We start from the raw sequence: 3,117 nt of genomic DNA, 5'->3' as shown, positions 1-3,117 counted from the left end.
GGCGTCTGCGGCGCTGTAGCCCGGGGCTTCGCCCAAGGTCCGTTGCTGCTGCAGGCCGCCGTAGGGCGCCACATAGGCGGACCAGACCTCGGGGCTGTCGCCGCTGCTCCTGCCGCGCGCCGGGGAGTGCGGCGCCCGCAGCATGGCCCGCGACAATGCGCCGGAAAGCATCCGGCTGGAGTTGAGAGAGGCCTGGGCTGAGCTGTTGTAGGCCGCCGGAGAAAGCTCGACCATGGCGGTGGCGATGGTGCCGCCGCCCGCTGCGGAAAAGTCCAGCGCGCTGAACAACTGCTGCATGTCGCCCTGGGCAGAGCCTGCAATTGCATCCAGCGAGCGGCCCAAACTGGCGGCATCGCGGCTTGTTGCGTACTGGCTGTAGGCGGTGGCGCTGCGCGTGGTGGTCACGGTGTACACCGGCCCGGCAGACATCGTCATGCCGAGGGTGGGCGAGCTGGGGGCCACGAAGCTGTCGATGGCGCTGGGCAGTGTGCTGCCCGCGCCTCCGCTGAACATGCTGGCGAAGGGGATGACCGTGGTAGCGGCATAGTACCCGGCGTCCGGCGTCACCGTCACCTTTGCGCCGGCAGCTGTGTTGTGATTGAACACGCCGCTGACGTTGAGCTTGTCCGTTTGCCCGCTGGCGTTGAACTCCATGAGCAGGGTGCCGGTGTTGGTGAAATTCCCGGCGATGTTGATCGTGCCGATGCTGTTGCCCGGCGCTATGGTGCCCGCGTTGGTGAAGGCGCCGCCGCCAGGTGCGGCCTGCCCGGCAGGGGTGCTGTCGGCATAGAGCTGGTAGGTGGCGTTGCCCTTGAGGGTGGCCCCGGCCTGCACGGCCATGGACAGGCCGCTGTACGTGCCGTTGTAGGAGAATGTGCCGCCGGCGACGTTCAGGGCGAAGCTTGCCGGGCCGGTGATGTTGCCATTGTAGCGCATGTTGAAGGCGCTGTCCGGGGTTCCGGCCGTATCGCTCACGCCAACGTTCAATGTCGTGATGTAGGATGCCGGAACGCTCATGTACCAGGGGTTCCAGCCGCTCTCTATATCGCCGGAGATGGCCGCGCCGCGCATGATGTTGATGGCCTTGACGTGCGCATAGGCGCCTATCCGTATCGCCGCGGAGGAGCCCGTAAGGCTTCCTGCGATATTAAACGAGTCCACCAGCGGCCCGTTCAGGTCGGAGTTCATTTTGGTGAAGAAGTAGCGGTAGTCGGAGTTGACTCCATATGCGCCCGGCGGGATGTAGTAGTAGGAGAGGTACCATGAACCGGTGTCGAAGACCGCACCGACTCCCTGGTGGCCGGTGGCCTCGACGACGCCATTGAGGTTGATGACGTTGCCCTTGCCGTAAGAAACGAGTAGGCCCGTGCCGAAATTTCCGTTTGCGGAAACGGTGATTCCTCTGGGTATGATGACTGTGTTGTCCACCCCGTCGACGCGGATGCCGCCCGCCGCGTACCCGCTGGCGTTGATGTTCGCCGCCTGAGTGACGTTGAGCTTGTCGCGGTAGATGTGCAGGCCCGTGCCGAAGGAGGCCGCGCTGTTGAAGCCCGCGGTATTGACCACCGTGTCCGCGTTCTCGGCCAAATAGCCCCCCACCGCGCCGGGGGCCATGGTGGTGTCGGTGGTCAAAAAGCCGCCCAGATTGCTTGGGTAGTAGCTTTTGCCGTAGAACTGCTTCAGGTCGATGGAATAGCCCATGTCCTTGAGCGCAGCCAGCTCCAGCTCCGGGAAGAGCACGAATGCAACGGGCGAGTACGACATGAGCGAACCCAGCAGTGCCGTGTGGCCCATCACGTTGCCGCTGTCGATGCGGTAGTCTGTGCCGATGCCGCCGATGACGGGCAACCCCTTGCCGTTGCTGAGAGCGTCCACGGCAGGGCCGTGGAACGTTGGAAAGAAGCTCACCTGCCCCGGATGCGAGGCCATGGGACGCGTGGGATCGGCGTAGAAGTCCGGCAGCACGAAACTGCCGTTGGAGCGGTTGGTGGGGTCAGCGGGGTTGAAGATGACGCTGCCCTGCACTCCCTTGACGCCATTGACGTCGTACAGGTGCGAGCTCCACGCCGATGACGTGTCGAGCGTCCAGGTCGTCTGGTTCCACGGGAGGCCGTTGTTCTGGCGCAGGAGCTCACCATTCATGCCCAGGGCGTGCATCAGTTCGTGAGCAAGGACGGAGGAGACAGTGTGGCCGTTGAGGTTCAACCCCGTGGGCGCGGTGGTGTAGTCGATGCAGTAGATGATCTCGGTATGATAGCCGAAGGAGGGGTTCGGGGCAAAGTACTGACCGTTGGCGATGTAGCTGTACAGGTCGGGATTCGCGCGACCAGTGTACGGTGTGTAGCTGTAGGCCGTGCTGCTCGGGTCGGCGACCTTCGCCAGGTTGATGATGATTCCGGGTGAGATGCCGCCGCCAACCCGCTCAACCCAGACATTGACGCCAACCATGATGCCTTCCAGCTCCGCCGCGCTGAAATCTCCAGTGACGATGGTCTGCGGATACGGCGACGGGGCTTCCTGAAACGACTCGCCCGCTGAACGCACGTTCAGGATGAACGGGCCCATCGAATAGAGCGTGGCGGCGGAAGCGGACTGTGCGGCAAGACAGAGCGCACACGCTAACAACAGAAAAATTTTGAACTTCATCACGCCTCTAGGCCTGCTATGGCTGTAAGACTCTGGCAGTGCCAGTCACGTGGGGGCTTGCGATCTTGGACTGAAAATGCCCACGGCGGCACGAGAATGCGTATAAGGAAACACCGCCCAAGGAGCGGGATGTAACCCAGCCCTTGGGCGCCAGCATTGAACGAATCGTCGTATGGATAAGCCTATCAGTTTTGAGCTGGATTGGGAAGGCGTTCGCATTCGCTTCATATACGCTTTCAACTACTTATGTTGCGCTGCGCGCTCATGAAGATGTCTCACGCCGGATGAAGCCAGCCCCTGAACCGCACGCCGCACGTTATCCTGTTCACAGGGATAGCCCCCGCCACCACAAGACACAGGAAGGCCAAGGCGCTGGGGGCACAATGCGCAGGCGAGTCCACGGTGCCGAAATGCCGGAGAGGAGTGCGTACGAGAAGATAGGGGTCTCGGCGAGTCATCTCTGCACCAGCA

General features: G+C 62.7%; 1 protein-coding gene. It reads right to left on the bottom strand.

Going from position 1 to position 3,117, the window contains the following annotated elements:
• Window positions 1-2,565 (bottom strand): hypothetical protein (locus tag VN419_RS01395; protein ID WP_325643657.1); only part of this gene is annotated, 2,565 nt, incomplete at its 3' end.
• Window positions 2,566-3,117 lie beyond the last annotated feature (552 nt).

Origin of the sequence: Humidesulfovibrio sp. (assembly GCF_035560995.1) — a bacterium.
Taxonomy (GTDB): domain Bacteria; phylum Desulfobacterota; class Desulfovibrionia; order Desulfovibrionales; family Desulfovibrionaceae; genus Humidesulfovibrio.
This window is presented reverse-complemented; position numbering and strand designations above follow the sequence as displayed.